At 58.3% G+C, this 25,173-nt stretch carries 31 protein-coding genes; 19 read left to right on the plus strand and 12 right to left on the minus strand.

Annotation, left to right across the window (positions count from 1 at the left end; translation table 11 throughout):
* From WA354_RS16855 to WA354_RS16865, 3 genes are all read left to right on the plus strand, one after another.
* Positions 1-294 (plus strand): aminopeptidase (locus tag WA354_RS16855; RefSeq protein WP_472814187.1); only part of this gene is annotated, 294 nt, incomplete at its 5' end.
* Between the two features lie 154 nt (positions 295-448).
* Positions 449-1,387: an L-lactate dehydrogenase gene (locus tag WA354_RS16860; protein WP_472814188.1), complete on the plus strand. Its 939-nt coding sequence runs from the start codon at positions 449-451 to the stop codon at positions 1,385-1,387.
* Between the two features lie 52 nt (positions 1,388-1,439).
* On the plus strand, positions 1,440-1,931 hold the full coding sequence (locus WA354_RS16865) for a hypothetical protein (protein ID WP_472814189.1): 492 nt from the start codon (positions 1,440-1,442) through the stop codon (positions 1,929-1,931).
* A 71-nt stretch (positions 1,932-2,002) separates the two neighbouring features.
* Here WA354_RS16865 and WA354_RS16870 read toward each other — a convergent pair whose 3' ends face one another.
* Together WA354_RS16870 and WA354_RS16875 are read right to left on the minus strand one after the other, a co-directional pair.
* Positions 2,003-2,719, minus strand: a complete 717-nt coding sequence (locus WA354_RS16870) for a hypothetical protein (protein WP_472814190.1) — start codon at positions 2,717-2,719, stop codon at positions 2,003-2,005.
* A gap of 265 nt (positions 2,720-2,984) precedes the next feature.
* Positions 2,985-4,091 (minus strand): carboxylate-amine ligase, encoded by a 1,107-nt coding sequence (locus tag WA354_RS16875; RefSeq protein ID WP_472814191.1) that lies wholly within the window; start codon positions 4,089-4,091, stop codon positions 2,985-2,987.
* A 102-nt stretch (positions 4,092-4,193) separates the two neighbouring features.
* Between WA354_RS16875 and WA354_RS16880 the strand changes: the two genes are divergently transcribed.
* The 4 genes from WA354_RS16880 to WA354_RS16895 all read left to right on the plus strand — a co-directional run bounded on the left by WA354_RS16880 (position 4,194) and on the right by WA354_RS16895 (position 6,522).
* Positions 4,194-4,844 carry a phosphoribosyltransferase gene (locus WA354_RS16880; protein ID WP_472814192.1) on the plus strand — a complete coding sequence of 217 codons (651 nt, stop codon included), beginning with the start codon at positions 4,194-4,196 and terminating at the stop codon, positions 4,842-4,844.
* A 54-nt stretch (positions 4,845-4,898) separates the two neighbouring features.
* Positions 4,899-5,573, plus strand: a complete 675-nt coding sequence (locus WA354_RS16885; RefSeq protein WP_472814193.1) for an alpha-ketoglutarate-dependent dioxygenase AlkB — start codon at positions 4,899-4,901, stop codon at positions 5,571-5,573.
* A gap of 93 nt (positions 5,574-5,666) precedes the next feature.
* Positions 5,667-6,113 (plus strand): hypothetical protein, encoded by a 447-nt coding sequence (locus WA354_RS16890; RefSeq protein WP_472814194.1) that lies wholly within the window; start codon positions 5,667-5,669, stop codon positions 6,111-6,113.
* A gap of 160 nt (positions 6,114-6,273) precedes the next feature.
* Positions 6,274-6,522: a hypothetical protein gene (locus WA354_RS16895; RefSeq protein ID WP_472814195.1), complete on the plus strand. Its 249-nt coding sequence runs from the start codon at positions 6,274-6,276 to the stop codon at positions 6,520-6,522.
* A gap of 177 nt (positions 6,523-6,699) precedes the next feature.
* On the opposite strand, the gene WA354_RS16900 is transcribed toward WA354_RS16895, so the two are convergent.
* Positions 6,700-7,731 carry an ATP-grasp domain-containing protein gene (locus tag WA354_RS16900; protein ID WP_472814196.1) on the minus strand — a complete coding sequence of 344 codons (1,032 nt, stop codon included), beginning with the start codon at positions 7,729-7,731 and terminating at the stop codon, positions 6,700-6,702.
* A 215-nt stretch (positions 7,732-7,946) separates the two neighbouring features.
* Between WA354_RS16900 and WA354_RS16905 the strand changes: the two genes are divergently transcribed.
* The 3 genes from WA354_RS16905 to WA354_RS16915 all read left to right on the plus strand — a co-directional run bounded on the left by WA354_RS16905 (position 7,947) and on the right by WA354_RS16915 (position 12,809).
* Positions 7,947-11,507 (plus strand): TonB-dependent receptor, encoded by a 3,561-nt coding sequence (locus WA354_RS16905; RefSeq protein ID WP_472814197.1) that lies wholly within the window; start codon positions 7,947-7,949, stop codon positions 11,505-11,507.
* A gap of 172 nt (positions 11,508-11,679) precedes the next feature.
* A complete protein-coding gene (locus WA354_RS16910; protein WP_472814198.1) occupies positions 11,680-12,300 on the plus strand; it encodes a cytidylate kinase-like family protein in 621 nt (206 codons plus the stop codon).
* Between the two features lie 317 nt (positions 12,301-12,617).
* Positions 12,618-12,809 (plus strand): hypothetical protein, encoded by a 192-nt coding sequence (locus WA354_RS16915; protein WP_472814199.1) that lies wholly within the window; start codon positions 12,618-12,620, stop codon positions 12,807-12,809.
* A 70-nt stretch (positions 12,810-12,879) separates the two neighbouring features.
* Here WA354_RS16915 and WA354_RS16920 read toward each other — a convergent pair whose 3' ends face one another.
* A complete protein-coding gene (locus WA354_RS16920; RefSeq protein ID WP_472814200.1) occupies positions 12,880-13,371 on the minus strand; it encodes a DinB family protein in 492 nt (163 codons plus the stop codon).
* Between the two features lie 167 nt (positions 13,372-13,538).
* Entirely contained in the window at positions 13,539-14,249 is a 711-nt protein-coding gene (locus WA354_RS16925) for an esterase family protein (protein WP_472814201.1), read from the minus strand.
* 144 nt (positions 14,250-14,393) lie between these two features.
* Here WA354_RS16925 and WA354_RS16930 point away from each other — a divergent pair, with 144 nt between their 5' ends.
* On the plus strand, positions 14,394-15,239 hold the full coding sequence (locus tag WA354_RS16930) for an alpha/beta hydrolase (protein ID WP_472814202.1): 846 nt from the start codon (positions 14,394-14,396) through the stop codon (positions 15,237-15,239).
* Positions 15,240-15,280: 41 nt separating this feature from the next.
* Here the strand turns inward: WA354_RS16930 and WA354_RS16935 are convergent, their stop codons facing one another.
* On the minus strand, positions 15,281-15,967 hold the full coding sequence (locus WA354_RS16935) for a phosphatase PAP2 family protein (protein WP_472814203.1): 687 nt from the start codon (positions 15,965-15,967) through the stop codon (positions 15,281-15,283).
* A 19-nt stretch (positions 15,968-15,986) separates the two neighbouring features.
* Positions 15,987-16,448 carry a DUF695 domain-containing protein gene (locus WA354_RS16940; RefSeq protein ID WP_472814204.1) on the minus strand — a complete coding sequence of 154 codons (462 nt, stop codon included), beginning with the start codon at positions 16,446-16,448 and terminating at the stop codon, positions 15,987-15,989.
* 343 nt (positions 16,449-16,791) lie between these two features.
* Between WA354_RS16940 and rpsP the strand changes: the two genes are divergently transcribed.
* The 3 genes from rpsP (at position 16,792) to rimM (ending at position 18,087) form a co-directional block, all read left to right on the plus strand.
* Positions 16,792-17,046, plus strand: coding sequence for a 30S ribosomal protein S16 (gene rpsP, locus WA354_RS16945; protein ID WP_472814215.1), 255 nt, complete (start codon positions 16,792-16,794; stop codon positions 17,044-17,046).
* Between the two features lie 144 nt (positions 17,047-17,190).
* Positions 17,191-17,460: a KH domain-containing protein gene (locus WA354_RS16950; protein ID WP_348265201.1), complete on the plus strand. Its 270-nt coding sequence runs from the start codon at positions 17,191-17,193 to the stop codon at positions 17,458-17,460.
* 45 nt (positions 17,461-17,505) lie between these two features.
* Positions 17,506-18,087, plus strand: a complete 582-nt coding sequence (rimM, locus tag WA354_RS16955; protein ID WP_472814205.1) for a ribosome maturation factor RimM — start codon at positions 17,506-17,508, stop codon at positions 18,085-18,087.
* A gap of 15 nt (positions 18,088-18,102) precedes the next feature.
* Here the strand turns inward: rimM and WA354_RS16960 are convergent, their stop codons facing one another.
* Positions 18,103-18,684, minus strand: coding sequence for a hypothetical protein (locus WA354_RS16960; RefSeq protein ID WP_472814206.1), 582 nt, complete (start codon positions 18,682-18,684; stop codon positions 18,103-18,105).
* Entirely contained in the window at positions 18,681-19,940 is a 1,260-nt protein-coding gene (locus tag WA354_RS16965) for a DUF2157 domain-containing protein (protein ID WP_472814207.1), read from the minus strand. The genes WA354_RS16960 and WA354_RS16965 overlap by 4 nt, the downstream gene beginning before the upstream one ends.
* Before the next feature lie 76 nt (positions 19,941-20,016).
* Here WA354_RS16965 and WA354_RS16970 point away from each other — a divergent pair, with 76 nt between their 5' ends.
* From WA354_RS16970 to WA354_RS16980, 3 genes are all read left to right on the plus strand, one after another.
* Positions 20,017-20,988, plus strand: a complete 972-nt coding sequence (locus WA354_RS16970; RefSeq protein ID WP_472814208.1) for a glycoside hydrolase family 5 protein — start codon at positions 20,017-20,019, stop codon at positions 20,986-20,988.
* An 89-nt stretch (positions 20,989-21,077) separates the two neighbouring features.
* Positions 21,078-21,992, plus strand: a complete 915-nt coding sequence (gene trmD / locus WA354_RS16975; RefSeq protein WP_472814216.1) for a tRNA (guanosine(37)-N1)-methyltransferase TrmD — start codon at positions 21,078-21,080, stop codon at positions 21,990-21,992.
* A gap of 5 nt (positions 21,993-21,997) precedes the next feature.
* On the plus strand, positions 21,998-22,564 hold the full coding sequence (locus WA354_RS16980; protein WP_472814209.1) for a methyltransferase family protein: 567 nt from the start codon (positions 21,998-22,000) through the stop codon (positions 22,562-22,564).
* 19 nt (positions 22,565-22,583) lie between these two features.
* Here the strand turns inward: WA354_RS16980 and WA354_RS16985 are convergent, their stop codons facing one another.
* Together WA354_RS16985 and WA354_RS16990 are read right to left on the minus strand one after the other, a co-directional pair.
* Positions 22,584-23,057: a hypothetical protein gene (locus WA354_RS16985; protein WP_472814210.1), complete on the minus strand. Its 474-nt coding sequence runs from the start codon at positions 23,055-23,057 to the stop codon at positions 22,584-22,586.
* Between the two features lie 42 nt (positions 23,058-23,099).
* Entirely contained in the window at positions 23,100-23,513 is a 414-nt protein-coding gene (locus WA354_RS16990; RefSeq protein WP_472814211.1) for a cupin domain-containing protein, read from the minus strand.
* A 128-nt stretch (positions 23,514-23,641) separates the two neighbouring features.
* On the opposite strand from WA354_RS16990, the gene rplS reads away from it, so the two are divergent.
* Entirely contained in the window at positions 23,642-24,007 is a 366-nt protein-coding gene (gene rplS / locus WA354_RS16995; RefSeq protein WP_472814212.1) for a 50S ribosomal protein L19, read from the plus strand.
* A gap of 103 nt (positions 24,008-24,110) precedes the next feature.
* Here the strand turns inward: rplS and WA354_RS17000 are convergent, their stop codons facing one another.
* On the minus strand, positions 24,111-24,296 hold the full coding sequence (locus WA354_RS17000; protein WP_472814213.1) for a hypothetical protein: 186 nt from the start codon (positions 24,294-24,296) through the stop codon (positions 24,111-24,113).
* Between the two features lie 126 nt (positions 24,297-24,422).
* On the opposite strand from WA354_RS17000, the gene WA354_RS17005 reads away from it, so the two are divergent.
* On the plus strand, positions 24,423-25,115 hold the full coding sequence (locus WA354_RS17005) for a ribonuclease HII (RefSeq protein WP_472814214.1): 693 nt from the start codon (positions 24,423-24,425) through the stop codon (positions 25,113-25,115).
* Positions 25,116-25,173 lie beyond the last annotated feature (58 nt).

Here is a 25,173-nt window from a genome sequence, read left to right on the forward strand (position 1 = left end):
CGTTTGGGCGAAGTTGCGCTGGTGCCTCATTCTTCGCCGATCGCTTCGAGCGGGCAGCTCTTTCTGAACACGTTGTTCGATGAGAATGCGGCTTCGCATATTGCGCTGGGGCAATCGTATTCGTCGACGGTGCGCGACGGGGACAAGCTCAGCAAGGAAGAGCTTGCGGCAAAGGGCGCGAACGAAAGCCTGATTCATGTGGACTGGATGATCGGGTCGGACAAGCTGGACATCGATGGCGTGACGAGTTCGGGTGTCGAAGAACCGCTGATGCGTGGCGGGGAATGGGTGTAAGACCATCTTCGTTGACGGAGACCTGTCATTGGGAACCCCGGTGTGAGGTTTCGTGCTTTCCCACTCATGACGCAGAAGACGCGTCATGAATGGGGCACCCAGTTGATAAGACGGAACCAGGGCCAAACTTCTCGCGGTCGGGCGAGGGAGACAAATGGGAAAGATCGGAATTATAGGCGCGGGCAGCGTCGGCGCGACGATTGCGTACGCCGCGCTGATTCGGGGAGTGGCGCGGGAGATCAGCCTCTTTGATATCGCGCGTTCAAAAGTGGAAGCCGAGGTACTGGACCTGAACCACGGGCTGCTGTTTGTGCCGCAGGCCAAGGTCGACGGCAGCGACGATGTGGAGATATTGCGCGGAGCAGACATCGTGGTGATGACTGCGGGCGCAAAGCAGAAGCCGGGACAGACACGCATGGACCTGGCAGAGGCGAATACGCAGATCTGCGCCAAACTTCTGCCAGACGTGGTGCGCGTCGCTCCGGATGCGTTGCTGCTGATGGTCACGAATCCGGTGGATGTGGTGACCGAGGTGGCGTTGAAGCTGACAGGGTTGCCTTGGCATCGCGTGGTGGGATCGGGGACAGTGCTCGATAGCTCGCGGTTTCGATACCTGGTCGCGAGACATTGCGATGTCGCGGTGCAGAATGTGCACGCGTATATCGCGGGCGAACATGGCGACTCGGAGATTCCGCTGTGGGCGAGCGCAACGATCGGCTCGATCCCTTTGAGTCAATGGAGCGTGGATGGGCATGGACAGCTGACCTCGGCGGACAAGGACGCCATCGTGAAAAACGTGAAGGAAGCGGCCTACCAGGTGATTCAGGGCAAGGGCGCAACGAATTATGCGGTAGGGTTGGCGGTGTGCAACATCCTCGAAGCGATTTTGTTCGATGAGCGGCGCGTGCTACCCGTTAGCGGATTGCTGCGCGGGTTCAGAGGCATGGAAGACGTCTGCCTCAGTCTTCCGCGGATTGTGGGGCGCGGCGGGATTGAAGCGCCGCTGCCGATTCCAATGACCGTAGACGAGGAGAGCGGACTGCGGGAAAGCGCGGAACGCATTCGCTCCGCGGTGCGGGGACTAGGATATTAGAGCGGCATTCAGAGGACATCAAAGGATGGCATCGTTTGAAAGCAGAAGCGGAATGTCCCGGCCGAAGCGTGTGTACCGGCTCAGCCCGTGGATACGCCTGTTCGCGGCGGCGTTTCTTGTATTCAGTCTGCTCGGTTTGTTTGGCCTGCTGTGGAGTCAGCACGCAGGAGTGCAGGGACGCAACCCAGCCGAGATGGTGGAGTGGGCGGCCATCACGCTCTTTGCGGTGTGCTGGGCGATCTATGTCTTCGGCGCCGTGATTGTGCTGTCGGAAAATGCGATTGAGAAGCGAACGCCGCTGAAAACAGACAGCCTGCGGTTTGCGGAGATTCGGGGACGGCGCGAGACGGTGCATCGGAACTTCGATGGGAGCTACATCCGTTATCTGCAGGTGGTCCCGCGCGATTCCCTGCTGCCATTGATCAGGTTTCAGAAATTCTACGTGTTCGATGCTGCGTTCTATGCGTGGTATGACGAGTTGCCGGATCTGGACAGCATGGACCGGGCGAATCAGGGATTCGGAACTCGAGCGAATGTGAAGTGATTCGTGATCTTCGGAAGATTGCTCTGGTCCGGAGAGGATGAGATTTTACGGTGTCCGGTGTCACGCGCAGCTCATTGGGCGGGCCGCAGCTCGAATTGGTAATCGCTGTAGTCGATCGCGACGACCGTCTTTCCGAAAAACATGCTGCTGGATTCGGCGCGGGCGTGGGTAGCCATTGTGTAGCCCTGCATGGTTGCGTAGCGGCGCATCATTGTTGTGGTTCCGGCAAAGATGGAGGGGTCTTTGGAAGCGATGCCTTCAACTTCGACGAGTGCGTGGGTCTGGGCATCCACCCAGATTGTGCCGTCGATCATGTTGGGCGCCTTGTGGCGGGGCGTGATGGCAAGGGCAACGCAGGCGTGGTCGTCGATCGACTGCGTGACGTTGGGCTTGAGATGCATCTCGTAATTCGCCGAGTTGAACCAGGATTGTGCGACCTTGGCAGGATTGTTGATGACTTTTTCGTTGTCGAGGAGCGGCTGCAAGCCAACTCTCTGAATTAGCGATGAGCCGGATTTTGAGAGGATGACATAGTCCTTGCCGATTCCCTTCTTGTAGGTCATCTTCACTGTCATCTCAGCGGCAGGGTGAGCCTGGTCGCTGCCGCGAAAGACGGCGTAGTGCTCTATATCAGTGAAGCTGAGGACGTTGTCGAAGCGGGCCTGGTTGGCGGCGTCGAGATCGCGGATGATGGCGGATTCATCGGGCTGCTGAGAGGGTTGCGCGGCTGCGGAGAGCATGGCCCCGAGGATCGTCGTTGCGAAAAATTGACCTGCTCGAAGATGCATAGTTCCATCTCGCTCAACGCATGACGCTATGGAAATTATCGTGCCTTCGGAGGAGCCCGGGTTGGTCTGAGTGTGTGGCACTTTCGAATCAGTGCCGTATATGAAAGTCCCACATCTCTAAATCGAGGTGTCGGGAATAAGAAAGAAGCAAAAAGCAGGTCCTTCGCGCCGCTTACCCCACTGCGTCGGGCCCCAAGCGTGGTCGCTCAGGATGACATCTCTTTCGAGCAACAGATATCCCTACACGCAACTGGATGGTTGCGAGTTAGAGGCCGGCTCGGGTTTCTGCGGCCATGTAGTCGACTACAGCTTTCAAATCGCCTTTGCTCTCCTCGAAGACCTTGAGCTGGCGGTCGGCGCCGGTGCCGTTCTGCATGATCTTGCGGATGCCGTCGATGGCTTCCCTGCTGCCGAGTTCGTCCACTTCCCTGTCGATGAGAACCAGGTATTCCTCGAGCAGATCTCGCTCAGGCACTTCTGCCTGGCGGCCGAAGTCGATGAGTTTCCCATCGAGGCCATACCGCACAGCTCGGAATTTATTTTCCATCAGCAGTGGGCGCGCGTACTGGCGGAAATCCTGATTGGCGGCGTGGAGACGGTAAAGGTAGGCCGCAGTGGCCTGGATGAGCGCGGCGATGGCAACGGTTTCTTCAGCCCGCAATGGGATGTCGCAGGCGCGGACTTCGACGGTGTTGAAGAATGGATGCGGGCGGATGTCCCACCAGATTTTCTTGGCGTTGTCGATGCAGTTGGTGCGGACCAGCAGGCTGACGTAGTTCTCAAATTCGGAGTAGCTGGAGAAGGCGTCAGGAATTCCCGTGCGGGGAAAATTTTCAAACACCTTCGCACGATAGCCCTTGTAGCCGGTGTTGAGGCCGAGCCAGAAAGGCGAGTTGGTGGCGAGCGCCATGATGTGCGGCAGAAAGTAGCGCATCGAGTTCATAATGCGGATGGCGGCTTCGCGATCCTCGATGCCCACGTGCACATGAAGACCAAAGATGAGGTTGGCGCGGGCTACGAGTTGGAGATCCTTCACGACCTGGTGATAACGCGGGTCAGGATAAATCTCCTGGGTCCGCCAGTCGGCGAAGGGATGAGTGGCGCCGGCTACGAGTACGAGATCGTGTTCGCGGGCTAGCTTGATCATTTCGCGGCGCAGTTCATAGATGTCTTCACGGGCCTCGTCGATATTGCGGCAGATGCGGGTGCCGACTTCGACGACGGAGGTATGCATCTCGGCCTTGACGCGCTCCTGCAGGCGCATCTTGCCTTGCGCGAGCATCTCGGTCTGTATGTGGGAGCGCAAATCGCGCGTGACCGGATCGATGGTCTGGTATTCCTCTTCAATGCCGAGAGAGAAGGAGGGGCGCATGGGATGACCTCAGGACTGCGTGTGGCAATTGTAAAGCCGCAGTTCAAAGTTCTGAGTTCGTAGTTCGAAGTCGGCGGGCATACAATCCTGCGCGTGAGAGAAATGGCGTTTCAAGATCGGCTGGAGGCAGGGCGGGTTCTGGGGGAGCTTGTCGCCAAGCTGCCCGACTTGAAGGATGGTGTAGTGCTGGGGCTGGTGCGGGGCGGCGTGCCGGTGGCGTATGAAGTGGCGCGGGCATGCGGGCTGCCGCTGGACATTTTAGTCGTGCGCAAACTGGGGGTGCCGGGGCAGGAAGAGCTGGCGATGGGCGCGATTGCGAGCGGCGGCGGCGTGGTGCTGAATGAGTACATCGTGCGGTCGTACCATGTCTCGGAAAAGAAGCTCGAGCATGTGATTGCCCGCGAGACACAGGAGATGGAGCGGCGCGAGAAGCTGTATCGCGAGGGCCGACCTGCGGTGGATTTTACGCAGCGGCTTGTCATTCTTGTCGACGACGGGCTGGCAACGGGGGCAAGCATGCGGGCAGCGATTCGAGCGGTAAAAGGGCGGGCGGGACGGGTGATAATCGCCGTTCCGGTGGGGGCAAAGAGTACGTGCGAGGAACTGGCGCAAGAGGTTGATCATGTGATCTGCGCAAGGATGCCGGAACCGCTGGACGCGGTCAGCCTTTTCTATCGGGAATTTGGACCGACCAGCGACGAGGAGGTTAAGGCGCTGATAAGCCGGCCAATGAGCATAGGGATGGGAAATTAAGAATTCCAACACATTCGCCTTTTGTTCGCCTTTAGTGTAGGATGAACTTGGGCGATGAATCTCTTTTCCCAACTTGCGGCGGAGCCGACGCATGAGGAGATCTACCCTGGCGCGGTGTTGATGCGGGGTCTTGCGCTCGAGCAGGATGCCGAGTTTTTTGCCGCCGTGGAGCGCATCGTTGCGGCCGCGCCACTTCACCATGCGACGACTCCCAGCGGACTGCCGATGTCGGTGATGGTGTCGGACTGCGGCACCCCCGAGGCATTTCGGCGGCGCTGGGGTCCCCGTCGACAGGTCCTGGTCGATGGAGATGCTCGCAGGGATCCGCAGAATCCGAGTGTGCGGCGGATGTGGCCGCCGATGCCGCGCGTCCTTGTAGATTTTGCGTTGCGCTGCGCGGTGCGGTCGGGGTTTCCGCAGTTCCGCCCCGATACATGTCACATCAATCGCTACCAGGCGGGGACAAAACTGGGGATCCATCAGGATCGGCATGAGATTGATTTGCACCAGCCGATCGTGTCGATCTCACTGGGGCTGGAATGCATATTTCTCCTCGGCGGTTTCCAGCGGACTGACAAGACGAAGCGCATTCTGCTGGAGCATGGAGATGTGATCGTGTGGGGAGGACCCTCGCGCATGCGCTTTCATGGCGTGCAGCCGCTGAAGCCGGGACATCATCCGCTGACGGGGCCGTATCGGTATAACCTGACATTTCGCAAGGTGGCGTGAAGAAACCGGACTGAAGAGCGCGGAGACGCAGGAAAGATGGCGTTGACTTGCTGGCATGCGCGGACGTCTTGCCCGATTTCGGAGGGGGGCACTATGCTGCGGAGTATGAGATCACAACAGATTCTCTCTGCGGCGGTTCTGACGGCCGCCCTGGGGTTTGCACCGACTTTCGAATGGAGTCAACAACCCGCCGTCAGCCAGGACGAGGGTGTGAAGCACGACATGAAAGCTGCCGGGAATGAAACCAAGGATGCGGCCAAGGCCGCCGGGCAGGGCGTAGAGCAGGGCACCACAAAGGCTGCGCATGCCACGGCGAATGGAACCAAGAAAGCGGCGAACGCTACTGTTGATGGCACCACAAAAGCTGCACACGCGACCGCAGATGGAACAAAGAAAGCTGCGAATGCTACAGCCGATGGCACCACAAAGGTCGCTCACGCAACCGCAGGTGGAGCCAAGAAGGTGTGGGACAAGACCAAGAGCACGCCCAGCGGTGCGGTGCACGGGGCTAAAGAAGGCGCGGAGGAGAAGACGGACTGATTCGCTCGGACGATCGGGGCGAGTCCGATGTGTAGTCATTGATGACTTTGGTCGCAATCGAATGAGGGAAATTCGTAACAGCCTGGTTACCAGAGAATCATCGGATTACATCAGCGCGGGTGTAGCGTAAGAGGCACTCCATCGCTCGGAAGGCCTCAGGATGACAGCTTCGACGAGATCCGCACCAAATACTCTCCTGCTGCTGTGCAGCACGGCGGCGATCGCGATGACATTCACCGGCTTGTTGTTTCTGATCGCGACACGCCTACTCAGCATATTTGCTCACGGCGAGAGATTCGTCGGTGAGATCGACGCGATCTCTATCGCGCTCATCTTTGGCGGAATCGCCGTCGCTCTCAAGACGATCGAAATCCGGCTCAGAGTGGAACAAGATTCCTCAATGGACTGATCCGGCGGGCACGGCTGTTCAATGTTGGGATCGCGATCTCCCACTCATGCGCAAACCACGCGCATGGAATGGGACGTCCGGCGGTTAGAAAGACCCACTGCAGCTCCTTCATTTCCCGCCGGACGTTCAGATGACACCGATCGACGGTCAGAGGATCCCCGGTCTCGACTCGCAAAGTCAGGTGATTTTCGCGCCGGCCTTCGACGGTTTGTTTGGCGCGGACTTTTTTGCTGCGGTCTTCTTCTCGGCGGACTTCTTTGCGGGAGGCTCGGCGGGAGTGCCGGAGAGGAATGTTGACCAGCGAAGTTCTTTGGGCGGCTTCGGCGCGCCTTGTGCTTTGGAGATGGCGAGGTCGGCTACTTCTTTGATGATCCAGTCGAAATTGGCCTGGCCTACGGAGTGGAGATCGGCGTCGGGGGCGGGGTTCATGAAGTCTATGGCGTAGGGGACGCCGTCTTCTACAGCGAACTCAACGGTATTGAGGTCGTAGCCTAATGCGCGGCACAGGATGAGCGCATCCTTCTCGACGCGGGCGAGAAGCTTGGGATCGTACGCCGGCGGATTCTGGAGGTAACGCTCGTGATGCGGCTTGCGCGGGTCGTATGGCATGATGTGGACTTTGCTCTGGCCGACGACGTAGCAGCGGAAGTACTCGTTGAACTCGACGGCTTTCTGGTAGAGCATGCAAAGGTCGCGCGACTGGTCGTAGGCCGCGAAAAACTCGGGGCGATTGTGGATGTGATAAACGTCGCGCCAGCCGCCGCCATCGACGGGCTTCATGAATCCATGCTCTCCGACGTAGGCGAAGACCTTGTCCCAGTTGAGCGGGTACTCGAGGTTGCGCATGGAACGGTCGGTGGTGCCTTCGGGGTGCTTCTTGTGCGGCAGGATAACCGTGGGCGGGACGGCTACGCTGAGCTTGGCGGCGAGGGAATAGTTGAAAAACTTGTCGTCGGCTGACCACCAGAAAGGGTTGTTGATAATGACGGTTCCATTGAGCGCAGCATGCTTGAGAAAGGCGCGGTAGAAGGGGATGTCGTGCGAGATGCGATCCACGATGACGGCGTAGGGGGCGGGTTTGTCGAGGTGCACGGCGCCGGTTTCAACGAATTCTGCCTCGACGCCCGGGATATTGCGGGCATTGATATGTTCCACGAGCGCGCCGGGAAAGCTGTTTTCCATGCCGAACAGGACGCCGATCTTCTTCATCCGTAGACCTCCGGGCGCGGTGCGACAGGATGCCGCAAAGCCCAAAACGATGTGAACAGTGTACGGCAGGGATTTGGCTGGTGGCTTCCATGTGTCGGCCGGCGCAGCACAGAGTGGAAAACCCGTTCTTTTTCAGGCACAGAGCGCGCCAATTCACCATTGGTTCACGCGTCTTTCACCGGTTGGTGACAGCGCCTAGTTAGGCTCGGCGCATCATGAGAAACATATCCAAGTTCATTCTTGTGGTAGGCCTATGGGTTGCACTTTTGGGCACGACAGCCAAAGCGCAATATGAGGATGGAAGCCTGACGGGCACTATCCATGACGCAACCGGCGCGGTGGTAACGAACGCTGCCGTCATCGTAACGAACGCAAACACTGGCATTGCGACGAAGGTGACGACGAACGGATCAGGCGATTACGAGGTACCGTCGCTACGGGTGGGCACATATGGGATCAAGGCCGAGGCACCGGGGTTTATGCCGGTCGAGGCGAAAAACATATCGATCGCCATTGGCGCCCGAGTGCGCATCGACTTGACGCTGAAGGTGGGAGAGGCGACAACAACAACAGTCGAGGTAAGCGATGTAGCGCTGCAGGTGGAAACGGAGACGAGTGAGCGCGGACAGACGATATCGGGCTACCAGACTGAAGCATTGCCCCTGGTGAGCCGGAATTTCTCTGATCTGCTGGGACTGGTGACCGGTTCGCGGCAGGCACCTACAGCGGCGACGACAAGCTCAATCAGCAGCCTGGTTCGCCAAGGCGCATACAACGTGAACGGCCAGCGCAGCATGTTCAACAATTACCTGCTTGATGGGATGGACAACAACGCATACGGCGAGAGCAACCAGGGTTTCGACAACCAGATTATTGCTATCGCTCCGGATTCGGTGGCGCAGTTCAACGTGGTGACGAATAACGAAAGCGCCGAGTATGGGCGGTCGTCTGCTGCGACCGTCAACGTGGCGTCTTCGAGCGGCACGAATAATTTCCACGCAATAGCCTATGAATTCCTGCGCAACACCGTTTTCAACGCAGCGGGATTCTTCAAGCCAAATGTGGTGAGCAATACCGGGACGACGGTTCCATTCCAGAAGCCGACGCTCAACCGCAACCAGTTCGGAGGAAATTTCGGCGGACCGATCATCAAGAACAAGCTGTTCTTCTTTCTTGATTACGAGGGCTTCCGGCAGGTGTTGCGGCCTCTCTATGTGTTGACGCTGCCTACGCAGAACGAACTCAACGGAAATCTGGTTGTGCCAGTCCGCAATCCTGTTACAGGTGCTGTGTATCCGGCAGGCACACCTATTCCGTCCAGCGCGATCAATCCGCTATCGGCGCAGATTATCGGCTATTTCCACCAATTCGAAAACCAACTCCCCGTTGCCGGTTTGCCGACCACCGGTCTCAATTCGAATGATTACTCGGCGCAGGTTCCCTTCACCGATAACTCGGACAAGGGTGATCTTCGCCTGGATTATCAACAAAACCCGAACAGTTCCTGGTTCCTGCGCATAAGCGACCGCAAAGAGACGGGCGTGAACCACCCGACGATTCCGCTGCCACTGGATGGCCAGACGAACGGGACAATCCGCATTCTGGATCAGCAAGTAGCTCTGGGGTACACGCACACCTTCGGCGCGGACAAGATTCTCGATGCGCGCCTGGGCCTTTCGAAGACGCAGGCGGGCAAGTACACGCTCTCTATCGGCCAGAATGACTTTACGATTCCGGGTTTACCGGACAACCCAATTGTTGCCGGTGGCCTGCCTTCGGTGGGAATCAGCGGCTTTACGGGGTTTGGGCGGCAAAGCACCAATCCTCAGTGGCAGAATCCGACTCTGCTCGATCCTAAGGTCAATTTCACATGGGTTCGGAGCAAACATTCGCTCAAATTCGGATATGAGTACGAACACATCTGGATGGCGGTGAACGACAACAATCCGTTGTATGGATCGTTCACCTACGGCAGCGGCTACAGCCTGTGCACTGCGGCGAACTCACCGTTGTGCTCAAAGACTGCAAGCGGCACCGCCGCGCCTGCTTCGCCGGTGACAGACACGTACTGGGCGGATTTCCTGTTTGGCACGACGACGAGTTATCAGCTGGCAAACTACTTTGTCGTGCATCTGCGGCAAACGATGCACAGCGCCTACGCACAGGATGATTGGAAGATCACACCGAAGCTGACGCTGAACCTGGGAGTGCGCTGGGAGTACGGCTCTCCGTATTCAGAGGAGAATAACTACATCTCCAACTTCGATCCTACGTCGCAGTCAGTGCTGACTATTTCGCCGGGAGCTGTCGCAGGAAATGGAATTTCGCCGATCAAGGCAGGCGGGGTGTACGGGAAGACGCTGGTGAATCCCGATCTGAACGACTTTGCTCCACGTATCGGATTCGCGTTCGCACCGTTGCCGAGGACAGTGATCCGTGGTGGCTTCGGCACAGGCTATGTGCACTACACGCGCGCCGGCTCGGGCAACATTTTGGCCATCAACGCGCCGCAGGCACAGTTTGCGGCGGTGACGCAGATCAAACCGACCACGACAAACCATTGCAGCACGCCACTGCCCGCACAGATCATTCCGACCGGCTCTACGACGCCCAGTTGCTACGTCACGGCCGACCAGGGATACCCGTCGGGGCTGGTGACGTCGTTCAACCCGGCAACCGATAACATCACGTGGGTTCCAAAGGACAAGCGCGACAGCTACGTCGAGAACTACTTTTTTGACTTACAACAGCAACTGGCGAAGAATACGCTGCTCGACATTGCGTACGTGGGCAACCACGGGCTGAAGCTGGAGGGATTCCTGAACGGCAACCAGAAGAATCCATCGCTCGGGTTCACGCGGCCATATACGGCCTGGCCGAGCGATATTACGGAAGCACTCAACGGGTTTTACTCCAACTACAACTCGCTGCAGGTTCGGTACGAACAGCGCTTTGTAGCGGGACTCACTCTGCTGAACTCTTTTACATGGGAGCACGCGCTCGACAATGCTTCGGCGTCGCTCGAGGGCAATACTCCTTCTCCGCAAGACGCCAACAACATCCGGGGGGACTACGGCCAGTCGGACTACAACCTTCCCATAGCGAACGTGACCAGCCTGGTGTACGAGTTGCCGTTCGGTCGCGGACGTCATTTCGCTTCAAACGCAAACGGGCTCACAAACTCCATCGTGGGCGGATGGCAGGTCAGTGCCATCAACACTGCGCAGGCGGGAACGCCCTTCAACCTGACATATACGCCCAACTCTGCACAGCAGGTTTCGTTGCAGATTTCGGCAACATACCGCGGAGCCAACGAGTACAGGCCTAATCTTGTGCCGGGCAAGAAGGTGACGCAAGGCCGGTCATCGCGCGCGGCCAACACAGGATATGTGAACTACATCAACTACTCCGCATTTGTGATGCCGCCGATCAAGGACGCTTCGGGGAATGTCCTGAGTCCGTTTGGCACCGCGTCGCGCAACCCAGGGTGCAACCCGGCGTTCTATGAGACGGATCTTGCCTTGAATAAGAGATTCAACTTGCCAGGCGACCGCCTGAAGATGGAGTTCCGCACGGAGATCTTCAACCTTTTCAACCACACCAACCTGTATCTGCCGGGCAACATCAGCGGATCCCAGGGCACAACCACGGCCACTGCGGGCGTCGGCGGATCGGTTCCGGTATCGACCATCACCGGCAACCCTTCGGGGGGTGGACAGATCACGAGCACGTTTCAGCCGCGTATCTTCCAATTCGCACTGAAGGTTATTTACTGATTCGACGGCGAATCGAATCAGGGGGTCAGGCTGGAGTTCCGGCCTGGCCCCATTTCTTTGCTATGAAGTCCTTTCCTCTCATCGAAAAGGCTGGGAATGGGTGAGGGGCGTCACTGCTGGTGATTGTTGAGCGGCGTAGTCTGGCGACGTTTAGCAGGACGGGAGGCGTCAGATGGATTACCGGGTGTTAACGGTTTCGCGGGAATTTGGAAGCGGCGGCGGTAGGATTGCGCAGTCGATTGCGAAACGGCTCGGCTGGAAATTGCTGGATGGCGCGCTGATCGATGAGATTGCGTGCGCCGCACACGTGGACGCCGGTGTCGTGAGCCGCTTCGACGAGCATGTGGACGGTTGGCTGCAACGCATGAACCGGCAAGCGATGCGAGGCGCGGCGATGGCGGCAGGCGTGGCGCTGGAGCAGGAAAAATGCTTCGACGAAGACGTGATGACCAACCTGACGCGACAGATCATTGACCGCGCATACGCGGCAGGCAGTTGCGTGATCGTGGGCCGCGGAGCGCAGTGCATTCTGCAATCAAGGGCCGATGTGTTTCACGTGTTTGTGTATGCGCCACTGCGGGTAAAGATTCACCGGCTGCGAACCCGGCTGGAGCCAGGCGCGCAAATCGAGGAACGCATTCACAAGGTCGACGCCGAGCGGGCTCACTATTTGAAGTTGCGCTTTGGCAAGGACTGGAATAATCCGCATCTGTATGACCTGATGATCACCTCAGGTGAGGACGAGGAGCACACCGCGCGGGTGATTGAGTTTGCGATGAATGGCGGCTTATAACCGGCAACCATTAGCCCAATCGAACTGATCAAAGAAGCGCGGGCCGAGGCCGGCAATTCCGGGTCTCTGGCGAAGAATAAGAAGGCTATCCTTAATGAGAGGGCCCCTCAGGGTTTCCCCTGCCCGGCGGTTCGTCGCAACAGCTATTTGTGGACCGGTTCGGAACGATAACTGCGTTTCAGAGAGTCAGCTGCAAGGGATCGGCGGGACTTTGTCTTGGCGCCATGAGCGAAGTTGAGACAGAGCCTCCCGCGAGCCACCCCACCGACATGGACCCGTCGCTGAGGACCCCGGTGCCCAATATGAGGAGGTAACGCATGGAACAGAGCAAGTCTGACGCTTCAATCGCCAATGATGTTCTGCACAATGAAGATCACAGCAAGCTGACGCAGGAAGAGATTGCGAAGGCGGTCGCGCACCACAACAAGCGCCACAAGGAAGATCACAGCCAGGACGCAAAAGCTAAAGGGGCTCAGAAAAAGAAGCAAGGCGCGGAGAAGCTGAAATAGAGGGACAAGTTGTAGCTTGTACCTCTTGGCTTTCCAAGCCTCAGAGGCGAGTCTCCTGGCTCACAGGTAATCAGGATTGAACTCCTGTTGCCATCCGCCTGAGCTGACCCAGGTGATTCAGATCGTGTCCGGCCATCGTTTCGACGATCGTCTGGAAGGTCATAGCGCCGCGCTCAGGATGGGTCACGGGCTTGGACGCCGAGGCTGGCAAAGCTCTGGCGATGAGCTTAAGGTTCCACGCGCGCAGGGCTGCAAAGGTCGCTAGCGCATCCTTCGCCGGAATTCCGTTGTAAGGAGCTGCCCACTTTTCCTGATCGAATGGCTGCAGAACGTGGTGTTCTTCGGCGAGGGTCTGCCGGAGGCGAAAAGCGAAAGCGATCTCGCAGTCGGCAAGGTGGCAGACGATCTCCGCCGGCGACCACTTGCCGGGCGCGGGGGCTGCGCTGATCCTGTCCGGGCCGATCATCTGCAGCTTGTTGGCAATTTCATGCGATGTGGCAGAGAGGATCACATCAAGGGGACGGCCATCGAGAAACTTCGCGTACGGATTTAGTTCGCTCATTGGGAAAGTCCTGTAATACAGGAGTCAGGTTTCAGTTGCCAGTCGTCAGTTGTCGCTTACAGTTCTACGTGGGGCGGGGCAAGTGGGCAATTGGCGAATCGGATACGAGCGGTTTTGGGGGCTCCTATGTCCACATGCTATTCCCGATGAACGCTCGCTGCACTCACTTAAAGATATTCCTGAACCATTCGCTGCCAAGTGGGCCAATCATGGGAGTTATAGGTCTCCCATGTGTAGAGCTTATGCGGGATTCCCTTGGAACTCATGATTCGGTCCAGGTTCTGATTTTGTCCGAGGCACTGGTCGTCCCAGCCGGTGGCGAGGATGTAGGTATTGCGCCGGTAGTGGTCAAAGAACCAGGGATCAGCAAGATTGGGCAGATAGTGAGTGGGCAGGTTGAAGTAGCAATCCTGGTCATAGAAGCCACCCAGGAAATTGGAGACGTCGAAAGCTCCTGACATAGTCAGCAGTCCGGTGAAGATATCGGGATGGCGCAGGGCGATGTTCGTGGCGTGATAGCCCCCGAAGCTGCAGCCGAGCGAGACAAGGTGTGGGTCCCAGTTCTTCTTGCGGATCAGCGGCACAACCTCGTGAATGAGATAGTCCTCATATTGCACGTGGCGGGCAATGCGCCAGCGCGGCTGCACGTTGCGGTTGTACCAGCTCTCCATGTCGACAGAGTCGACGCAAAAAATCTGCAGGTCCCCGTGCTCGACGCGCCCCGCAACCGCGCCAACCATGCCGCGATCCTCAAACTCGTAGTAGCGGCCACCCGAGGTAGGAAAGACAAGGACCGGCAGCCCCGAGTGACCAAAGACGAGCAGCTCCATATCGCGACCAAGCCGGCTGGAATACCACTTGTGGTACTCACGGTTCATGAGGGTATTGCTCCTGAGATGGATGATTTGAGAAGTGCTGGTTTCCTGTTACTGTAACAGCCACAGGCACAACTTTTTTGTCAGCAAATCTGGCCGGAAAAGAGCCGTGCCGGCATTCCGGGATCTTAGAGGAAACAGAGCGGATTGAATCTGGAGTCACAGACGAACGAGGACGCGAGCGACGGAGTGCTGGCGGAGATGGAGGCGTCCGCGCTACATCCGCGACTGCGATTACACAAGGCATTTAAAAGCGACTATTTGCCCAATGAACGCGATGTGATTGTTTATGTGCCGCCGGGATACGATGAGGAGCTGGAACGAACCTATCCAGTGCTCTACCTGCAGGACGGACAGAACCTCTTCGATGGCCGCACTTCTTTTGTGAAGGGGCGCACCTGGATGGTCCGCGAGCGTGCCGATGAGGCGATCGAGGCGGGTGAAGTGGAGCCGCTGGTGATTGTGGGAATCTACAACACCGGTGACCGGCGACTGGCGGAGTACACGCACGAGTACAACTGGCAAATGGGCGGCGGCGAGGCAGACAAGTATGGCGATCTGCTGACGCGAGATCTGATGCCGTGGATTGCGAGCCAATATCGCGTGCGGCAGGATCGCGAAGGCACGGGATTGGGTGGGTCGTCACTGGGCGGACTGGTGACGCTCTATCTGGGGCTGAGGCATCCGCACATATTCGGCAAGCTGGCGATCCTGTCACCGAGCGTGTGGTGGAATCACAAAAGCATTCTCGGCTACTTGAACGAGCACGCTCCGCAACTGTGGGAGCGGCCGCAGGTGTGGCTTGACGTGGGTGACCGTGAGGGTCAGCGGACGTTGCGCGACGTGGAGCACCTGGCACGGAGACTGAAGGCGAACGGCTGGCGTCCGGGTGAGACGATGCACTTCGAGAAGGTGCACGGCGGATCGCACGATGAGACTAGCTGGGCGGAACGAGTCAGGCCAATGCTGAAGTTCCTTTTCCCGGCGGGTTGAAATTCCCTTGAACGAACAGCTGGTCGTTCTCAGCTGAACGTTTACGCCACCGGAAGGGGTGGGGACTTACGCCACTTCTGATATGCGCTTCCCACTGCAAGTGACCAGACAAGCGCCGCGAGATACCCGGCGATTACATCGCTCGGGTAGTGGACACCCAGGTAAATCCGCGAATAACCGATTGCCCCGGAAAGACTCACCCAGAAAATCCAAATAACTGCGCGAACCAGTCGGCTCTTCTGACTCGCCGAAAACAGAGCTGCTGCGGAAAGGCAGAGGCAGAACGAAAGCATTGCGTGTCCGCTGGGAAAGCTGTAAGACGCCGGAAGCCTGGTATCGAAAAAGGGCACAGGGCGGGGCCGGTGAAAGCCGGTTTTGAGTACCCACATCAGAAGGCCTCCTCCCCCGGCGGTGACTGCAATCAGGATTGCCCGGCGGGGATGGCCGACGATCCATAGTGCAATACAAGCCGCGATGGCGGTGAGGGTGACGACCAGCGGAGAACCAATCGCCGACAGGAACCGCATAATGACCGTGAGTTCCGTGGATGAGTGAGCGTGCACAAACAGGCGAACAGTATCGTCGAACTGGCGCGTATCTCCTTCGAGCATCTCCTCTGCCAGCATTGCAAACAAGACCAGGAAAACGACGGCACAACCCAACCCGATGACGAGCGGCGTGCCCAGGCGCGACAGTACTGCGGGTCTATTCAGCTGGCTCAGCCCCATCGTATGAGTATGCGACCGGCTATAGGAGTTTGCGGTATACGCGCCATTCCTTATCGGGCTCGATCTTGATATGGACTTTATGGCTGAAGACGCGGGCGAGCAGATCGTTGTCGAACTTTCGCTCCGCGGAGTCGGGATTTCTGGTGTAGAGGATGTACTCGCGGATGCCGGGTATGGTGGTGTTCGCCACGAGCAGGGATTCGCGGTTGGGTTCGAAGACTTCGCGGATGTCGCTCTCGATGCGGTTCAGTTGCTGGGTCTCGCCAGGGTTGGGGAAACCGTCGCGGGTCGTATCGACCATGGGCACGGCGATGGCAATGCAGTGGGTGTAACCGGTGACGCCCTTAAACTTGGTGTAGCCGGTGTGGGCCCGGACAATCATCGGTTTCCCAAGGGGGTCGGCCCCTTTGTGCTGCGTCCAGGTGTCGGGGACGGGCAATTTCTCAGGGCTGAGGGACTCTTTCGTGGAAAATGGCCACATGCCTTTTCTCGCTCCTGTACAAGGATGGATGTGAAGTTCGCAATAAGTATCCCTCGAATGAACGACTTTGGACAGGCACGGACGTAGAACTCATCTGCAACTTTGGGAGCATGCGGCTGCGGCAACCCGGGATGAGAATGATGGAACAGCTTGCCTGAAAGGCAACTATCGGCGATACTTAGGTGTTGTGTCTTTCATCCCCCACGGCCTGTCCGCGGGGACCCCGGTGGCCCCGAGCGGGCATTCCGGGTGGATAAGGCCGGACGCTGCTGCGCAGGCCAGAAGACTCCCAAGAGACCGCAACAGAGCACCGGAATTTGAAAGGAATCGTATCTCCGTGGTCATGATCCGTCTGGCGCGTTTTGGCGCCCCCAAGCAGCCCTATTATCGTGTCGTTGTAATCGAGAAGGACCGCGCCCGCAACGGCCGCTCGATCGAAGTGGTCGGCACCTACAATCCGCGCACCAGCCCGGCTTCAGTCGAGCTGAAGCATGATCGCATCGCCTATTGGCGTGGCGTGGGCGCTCAACTCACCCCCATCGTGGCCAAGATTGTGGAAAAGAATCCGGCCAAGGCCGCTGAGCCCGCGGTCGCATAAATTCCCTTTCATTGCATTTGAAGAGTGTGCGAGATTTTTCATCATCCCGCACACAGATACTGACTTGAGACGGGGTGTGCTGATACTATCTGCGCACCGATCCAAGTCGCTTCTCCTTGGATGTTTACGGTCAGAGGCAAGTTCATGACCCAAGTTGACATGGTGGCAGTAGATGAGCTGGTTCGCGAAATCGCGCGGGCCTTGGTAGACGAACCGGAAGCAGTAGACGTGCAGTCTGTGCAGCGGGACGAAAACACTGTTTTGAAGCTTCGCGTGGCGCCCGGTGACGTTGGCAAGGTAATCGGGAAGCAGGGGCGCACAGCCCGCTCAGTACGCACGATTCTGGGAGCAGTCAGCATGAAGCTGCATCATCGCTACACGCTGGACATCCTGGAAGAGGACGACGAAGCATAGGATGATCAAAACTTCCTGGGCCAAGCATCGCTCTGGACGCCTGTAATGGCGTCGTCAGGATGGGTGTGGCTTGCGCGCATCAAGCACACACAGGGCCGTAAGGGCGAGGTCTTCGCCGAAATTCTCACCGATTTCCCCGAAAAATTTGCAGAGCGGCGACAGTTGTGGCTGCTGCGGGGCGATACCGCTGCGGACGACGAGGCTGCGTTGAAGGCCGGCGTCGAGGTGAATCCACGTGAGGTCGAGCTGCTTCACCACTGGCAGCACAAGGGCGGCATTGTGCTGCACCTTGCTGGCGTGGATTCGATTTCGGCGGCGGAGAACCTTACCGGGATGATTGTGGCGATTCCGCGCGAAAAGCGTTCTGCGCTGGACGAGGGCGAGGTTTACATCGGCGACCTGATCGGGTGTGCGCTGGTGGATGTGGCTGGGGCCGAACCGGTGACGGTCGGCGAGATCGAGGATGTGGATCGAAGCGCGGGACCGGTCGCAATCCTCGTGGTGCAGGGAAAATCGGCCGAGGAAATCTTGATTCCCTTCGCGAAGGATTATCTGCGCCGCATTGATCTGGAAGCGAAGCGCGTGGAGATGGCGCTACCCGAAGGGCTGGTAGATCTGAACGCGTGAACGCCCGCGCCCTCCCTATTGAAACGCCAGCGGCTTCCATGCGCCGTTGTCTTTGAGCGCAAGTTGCAGCGGGCGCGGCGGCCCTTTGGGCGGTAAGGTCACTTCGATCCAGAGTTCCTGGCCAGCCTTGAGCCTTGTGGGATCCGTGGCGTGTTCGGCGATATAGAAATCGACGGGTTGCGTGATGCGCATCTGGTCGCACGCGGCGCCCGGCCATGCGGCAACGGATTGGGTCGGCGTGGAAGTGTCGGATTCAGGGACACGAATCGCGATCAGCTTGTTATCTTTGACGGCGATCCTGGCCTGAAACCAAACGGTGTTCGCGGCGCGGATCGAAAAGGTGTTTCCACCGGGGACACCATTCCTATTGCGTGGAAATTGTGCATCTTTCGCGGATGGCAAGGTGCTGCCGCATCCGTCCACATTGAGTTGCAGGCTGAGGTAGCGGCCGCGCATCACGAGTGCGGGATCGTAGGCATTGGCGCGCGTCCAGACGCGCGGGCAGGTAGCGCGCTGATAAAGATACTTGGCCGCGACCGTTGAAACGATGGCCAACTGCAGAGCGAGCACAGCGATGGAGACCTTCGCGAATTTCATTGAGCCGCCTCCATTGGCGCGGGCGATTGCGCCATATGCGCGAGCAGGCCGCGACGGGTTTTTTCAAGCGCCCATCCGCCGGCGAGAAACAATACGCCGAGTCCGATGAGGCCAAGCGAGCGGTCCATCTTGTCGAAGAGATCGCTGAAGTAGAACCATGCGACCGTCGCGCCGAAGAAGACGATGCCAAGGTTCACGAGTCCGCGGCTAGCCTCTCGCACACCCCACCAGATCAAGAAAATGCAGAAAGCGGCGACGAGCGCATGGGCAGCAAGATTGGGCTCGGTACGCGTCCAGGAGCTAGTGGCATAGTGTTCAACAAATAACCGTGTGCACCACGGCAATGCGATGACGAAGCCAATGGCGGCAAGCACAGGGATCGTGCTTCTGCGCAGGCGGGCGAGCGAAAACAGAATCGGTATGGCGGCGATATCGACCCATCCCCAGAAGCGCGTGTGGAACGGCGGGTAAGGCTGCATGCCGTACCAGGAGCGCCAGCCGTCGAGCAGCAAAAAAGTGCTGGTGACGGCCGTTATGGCAGATACCGTGAAGAGTATGCCGCGAACGACGCGGCGTTGCGTCCCGATGAAGAAAGTGAGGTAGAGGATGGCCCAGACAAACAGGAATCGGCCGATGTAGATTTCTACGCCGATGTGGTTTTCCGCGGCATAGCTCCATTCACAGATGAGCCATGACGGAACGAGCAGAAGCGTGAGCGTCTGTTGTGCCTGGTCGTGCAGCAGCATCCATCCGAGCATCGCAGCAATAGCCCACATGAGAACGGCTGCCGGCCAGTGTTCCTGGATATTGAAGATCTGACCGACCAGGGCGATGGCTGCACCTGTCGCGATGGTGCCAACCGCGTGCAGCACCGTGGAGGTGGCCTTGTATTTTTCGCGGGCGATGGCGCCGCCGAGGTGAAAGATAGTGACCATCGCTATGACCAGGAGATAGCGCATACCTGGGCCAAGCTGATCCCAATGCGCGGAGACGAAGAGGACGATTCCGCTGGCCAACAGAATGCCGCCCAGGATAAGCGCCACGCGCCCCTGCCACGCGATGCCAGCGACATGGGTCTGTCGCTGATGACTCCCGTCCAGCACTCCTTCGGCACGCGTCTCTTTCGGCTGAACCGGCACCGGAGCGTCAGCCGTTGACGCCCGTGCGGATTCCCAGGCGCGGATGCGGTTCGCGGCTTCCGTATCGAGAATGCCGGCCGATTGCCAGCGGTTTAACAGCGGTTCGTAATCAGGCATGGTCGTTGCGCAACATTAGAGCACACGGGTCTACGAATATGGCACACTCATGTCGCAAGGCCCCAGAGGATACTTGATGAACGGTCAGCTTTCAAACGGGCTCCCCGGTCTGGGCACATCGGAGAATCGCATCATCAAGCTGAATACGCGTGAACCCGTCATCCTTCGCGGGGTGAATCGATCGGGGCTGGAATATGCCGGGCCGGACGAACAAGGCTTTTTGTCGGGTGCCTCGCTTTCAAGATCTGAGATCGAGTTCATCGTGAGAGATTGGCAATGCAACATCATCCGCCTTCCGTTCAACCAGGACTTTGTTCTTCGGGGTCGGCTCGGGCGCTCTGGCGAGGAGTATCAACAGGCGATCGACCAGGTCATCTACTGGGCTTCAGCACTCGGCGCGTACACATTGCTCGATCTGCAGTGGCTAGACGCCGACCGGACGTACGGGAATCGCAACTTCGTTGCACCGCTTCCGAATTTGGAATCAATCGAGTTGTGGACGACGCTTGCTGGGCGATACGCGAGCGAGCCCGCAGTTCTTTATGACTTGTTCAACGAGCCGCACGACCGACTGGCCGACGATCTCTACCCGCTGAATAAGGAGGATGGGACGACGTATCCTCCGGGCCAGGGGCGAGTGACGATGAAGGAATGGCAGCCCTGGGCACGCAAGCTGACACAAGCAATTCGGAGTGAGAACCCCGATGCGCTCGTCTTCATCGGCGGAACCAACTGGGCGTACGATCTCCGGGGAATGCCGATGGATCTCGAAAATGTTGTTTACTCGACGCATGTTTACCCCAACAAAGGCAATGATTGGCCTAACGTCTTCGGCAATCTATCGAAAACTGTGCCTGTCTTCGCAGGGGAGTTTGGAGGCAGTGACACGCGGGGCGATCTGGATTTCATTCAGCGCCTCGTCCAGTACCTGGGGGAGCTTGAAATCGGCTGGACTGCATGGAGTTGGTCCGATTCACCTTTCATTGTCACCCGCTATATCCCCACTGCTTTTGGCGACGTGGTCCGGCAAGCGCTTTCGAAGGCGTGACCCTGGAGAGATCGCCCCTCGAAGCAACATGGCTGGTTTCGCAGTGCCGCCGTCCATGGAACAACGGTTCTATGATCGTAAGAACAGCTATGCGGTTTGAGATCATCACGATATTTCCGGGATTCTTTGCCGGTATCTTCGAGCATGGGATCGTTCGTCGGGCGCAGGCCGAAGGGCTGATCGACATCGGCTTGCACGATTTGCGCGCCTTCACTCACGACCGGCACCGCACCGTAGATGATCGTCCGTTTGGCGGCGGCGAGGGAATGGTGCTGAAACCTGAACCTCTGGCAGAGGCGCTGATGTCGCTGGGGATTGAAGCGAAGACCGAACGAAGAGGCGAATCGAATGCGCGTCACCCAGGGGCTAAAGCCCGCGTCGATTTTGAGTCTTCTTCGGCACGACTGAAGTCGTGCCCTGATACAAACCAGGATCTCTCCGATCAAACACGGGTGATTCTGTTGTCGGCGCAGGGGCGGCCGTTTACGCAGGCGGTGGCGCGTGATCTGGCAAAGGTGGAGCGCGTGGTCCTGATTTGCGGACGCTACGAAGGCGTGGATGAGCGCATCAACGAGCTCTACTGCGATATGGAACTATCTATCGGCGATTATGTTCTTAGCGGAGGCGAGTTGGCCGCGGCCGTTGTTGTCGACACGGTGATGCGCCTTATTCCGGGAGTACTTGGCAACGAAGCATCGGGCGAGTTCGAGAGCTTTGGGGTGGCCGATGCGGAAATCAGCAGCAACGAGGAAGGCGTGCCGCGGTCTCAGCATGGTGCGGGCGGGCTTCTGGATTATCCGCACTACACACGGCCTGCGGACTTTGTTGGCCTGCGCGCGCCCGAGGTGCTGATGAACGGCGATCATCAGCAGATTCGAAAATGGCGTCGCGAGCAGCAGTTGCGCAAGACGCTGAAGAACAGGTCTGACCTGCTCGAAGGTGCGGCGCTTAGCGCTGAAGACCGGCGGCTGCTTGAGGCGATCCGCAGCGAAGGCGGAGAGTAATTGCGATGGACAAGTTGCAAATTGCCGCGTGGATCGAGCTTGGCGTTTGCTGGATCGTGTGGTCGCTCACCTTCGTGAAGCCGCGTAAGCGCGCAGCCGGTGCGATCAAGAGAGAGCGTGCACCCTCGTCGCGATGGGGAATCGTGCTGGTGATGCTGGGCTATGCGTGCATATGGGCATTTGTGCGGCCAGTGGGATTTCAGAAGTCTGCCGCATCGCTGGTTGCTTCGATGGTTCTCGGGCCGCCCTCAGTGGCTCTGGTCTGGACGGCGGCGCGACACCTCGACAAGCAATGGCGCTTTGAAGCAGCGTTGAGCGAGGATCACAGGCTGATCACGACAGGGCCGTATCGCTGGCTGCGCAATCCAATCTATGCATCGATGCTGGGCATGCTGCTGGCGACAGGATTCGCGAAGACCTGGTGGCCGCTGCTGGTTGCGGGCGTGATTTTCTTTTTAATTGGAACCGAGATTCGCGTGCGCGCCGAAGAGAAATTGTTGGCAGCGCGTTTCGGAGAAGAATTTGCGCGGTACAGGGCGGCGACTCCCGCATACTTGCCGTTTCTTCGGTAAATCATGCGGCCAAGCGTGCCTATCGGCGGTGAGGATGTACCGCCTCCGGCTGTTCTTCGCTGACCTGGCCTGCGGTAATCTTGGCGACAAAGAAGTTCTCGCCGCATGTTTTTGAGCCGGCGATGCGGCGAAGCATGGCGAGTTGGCCGACATGCGTGAGGGCGTCGGCGATGGGCCCCTGAAAGAGCGGTTCGGCGGCGGCGTGGAGCGGCTGGTCCGACGCGAGGTAGTCGTCGAAGGCCTTCAGCGCGGCAAAGAAACGGGCCTTCTCCTGCTGCCATGGGAGAGGATTCGAGTTGTGCCATCGTTCGCTTCCCTGCACCGAACTTAGCGCCCAGTCGAAGAGATCTCCCATGTGGGCGAGGATCTGGATGGGCTGGCGTCCGCAGCCGTCGAAGGTGGCGAAGCTCTCGGGTGCGCCGTCAAGCGCGCGGGAGGCGCGGTAGGCAAGGGCTGCAACCGTATGGCGTAGCAACTGGCGTTTGTCATCCATATACGGGCAAATATACCGCAAGGGGAGTGCGGCAGCGCCAGGTTAGAGAACGAACTTCACCCCGTATCGATCGGAGATGGCGATGAGCTGCGGCATATCCTGCGGGATGGAGAGTACGGAAATTTCCTCAAGATAATTCTCAAATCCCGCTGGGGAGATGACGATGAGGATTTTGCCGGTTCCTGCGCTCGAATTGCGAAAAGTGTGAACTACGCCGCGGTTGCTGTGTGCGCCCTCGCCTTTCGTGAGTTTGTGCCACTTTCCTTCGGAGAGAATTTCGTATTCGCCTTCGAGAACGTAGAAGGTCTCGTCCTCGTTCTGATGGGAATGGGGAGGAGGACCGCCGCCGGGCGGAGATGTTTCAACGACGACGCAGGTTCGGCCCCCGGTCATTTCGCCGGTAGTGATGACGTCGACGTGTGCGCCCAAGACATTGAAGCTCTTGACTGGGTTCAAGTTACCTCCGGAGCTGGGAGAAGTGGGAAGCTGGTTGAACGATAGCATACGAGAATCGTGCCGGACTAGGCGTTTTGTCCGCTTCTCTGTTAGAATCAAGGTTCTGAGTCCATCAGCAGGAAGAAGCTATGTCTATCCATCCAGTAATGCAGCGCCTTGCGGACAAGCTGAAGCGCACCGATCTCCCTAAGTTCGTGCCCGGCGATCAGGTTCGCGTGCAAGTCAAGATTAAAGAAGGCGACAAGGAACGTTTGCAGGCCTTTGAAGGCCTCGTGATTGCCATCAACAAGGGACCGCAGGGCACCTTTACCGTCCGCAAGATGAGCTTTGGACAGGGCGTGGAACGCATCTTCCCGTTCAACTCCAAGGTTGTGGATAAGGTGGAGAAGATTCGCAGCTACAGGGTGCGGCGCTCGAAGCTGTTCTACATCCGTGGACTGCGCGGCAAGGCCGCCCGTCTGAAGGAAGTGGAACGCAGCACCGCCAAGGCGTAACAAAGGCTTCCCTTTTCAGGGCCAAGAAAACCCCGGCTTCGGCCGGGGTTTTTCGTTGCATTCAGAGGCGATGGGCACAGAGGCAAGCAAGAAGCGTTCCGCATCAGTCTTCCCGGGTGTTCTTATTGAGCCGCTTGGCGTCTCCGGTCTCCTTGCTTTCATCCAGGCCCGTGGAGTCTGCAACGTCCACCGTTCCGAAGGAGTCATTCACTACACCATCGTCGGGCGGCGGATTCTTCTCTTCCAATCCACCGGGCTGCGTGTGGGTGGGCTTCAATTTCTCGGTCATCGAACCTCCTGTCTGCTTGGATGCGCTTCCTGAGTTGCGTCGATCGATTAACCCTACGAATACCGGACGGGTTTTCCGCAGGCATCCGCCGACCGACGATGGCCGCCCGTTCTTATACTTGAGGGCATGGCAGGTTCACCGGTATGTCAGCCCACGACTAAGAAAACATCCGCGGGGACCCCGGTGTGCGGCTGGAAGCTGGAGAAGGCGGCTGCAAAGTGCGGCTTTCTGCGGGTCGCCGGATGTGACGAGGTGGGGCGCGGGCCGATGTTCGGGCCGGTGGTGGCGGCCGCAGTCATCTTGCCGCTGGGGTGCCGGCTTACCGGCCTGAATGATTCAAAGCAGCTCTGTGAAAACAAACGCAACGAACTCGACGTCGTGATTCGCGCCAAGGCTTTGGCGTTTGCCATCGCTGCGATTGATGTGGAAACGATTGACCGCATCAACATCCGCAGGGCTTCCCTGCTGGCCATGCGCACCGCCGTCGAGCAACTCGCGATCCAGCCGGACTATCTGATGATCGACGGCTGTGACACCATCGACTGGCCCTGTCCGCAGGAGTCCGTCATTCACGGCGATGGGAGGAGTTACTCCATTGCCGCAGCGAGCGTGCTGGCGAAGGTTCATCGCGACCGCCTGCTGGTCGAACTGGACGCTGTTTATCCGGGATATGGATTGGCGCGCCATAAAGGTTATTGCTCGCGCGAGCACATGACCGCACTCGGACTGCTGGGACCAACACCACTGCACCGAAAGAACTGGAGTCCTGTCGCGCAGACAATGTTTGCTTTCGAAGAATTCCCGGAAGCGATTCAGTAGACCCAGCGAGAACTCAGACCGCAACAGCGCGACGCGCTCTGACTTTCTGGATGTATGC

The organism is Occallatibacter sp., from assembly GCF_049802275.1.
GTDB lineage: Bacteria > Acidobacteriota > Terriglobia > Terriglobales > Acidobacteriaceae > Telmatobacter.